We start from the raw sequence: 630 nt of genomic DNA, 5'->3' as shown, positions 1-630 counted from the left end.
TCAGGCTCGGTATGGATTCTGTAAATCCTCTAAGGTCGGAGATGAGGAACCAACAGTGGATTGTGAAATTTACAAAGCTCAGAACTTCACTCATCCAATGCAACACCCTGCTCAGTCAAAGAGAGACTGTAAATTCCATGGCCACCCACCTCACCACCATCCAGAACATCAACCAGGGCATATTCACCCCCATCGCCCAGAACATGCAGGGCATGGCCACAAGGAAAAAACGCCTGATCAGAAGGGTCGTCCAGAACATGCAGGCCATGACCACAAGGACAAAACGCCTGACCAAAGGGGCCGTCCAGAACATGCAGGCCATGACCACAAGGACAAAACGCCTGACCAAAGGGGCCGTCCAGAACATGCAGGCCATGACCACAAGGACAAAACGCCTGACCAAAGGGGCCGTCCAGAACATCCACACCACTGTCCAAAAGGCCCTTCAGGGCTTCCAGAATCAGCGTCTGAGAGGCGCCATGAATTTCCATGCCATGGCTTTGTAAAAATACCCCCCTCTATTTATCCAATCTGCCCCTTCCCTCCACCACGTCTCTGCAGAGGCCCTCCAGACCTTGTACCCCCTCCTTCTGCTCCTCCTCTGTAACTAACACCAAAATCTTTTAAGAA

The 630-nt window shown here is 51.9% G+C and carries 1 protein-coding gene; it reads left to right on the top strand.

The genetic code is table 11. The annotated features are described in order from the left end of the window. Positions 1–506 (top strand): hypothetical protein (locus C0Z22_RS15945; protein WP_233189745.1); only part of this gene is annotated, 506 nt, incomplete at its 5' end. Positions 507–630: the final 124 nt, after the last annotated feature.

The organism is Halobacteriovorax sp. DA5 (assembly GCF_002903145.1).
Taxonomy (GTDB): Bacteria; Bdellovibrionota; Bacteriovoracia; order Bacteriovoracales; family Bacteriovoracaceae; genus Halobacteriovorax_A.
The sequence above is the reverse complement of the archived record's forward strand: the minus strand, read 5'-3'. Positions and strand labels throughout refer to the sequence as shown.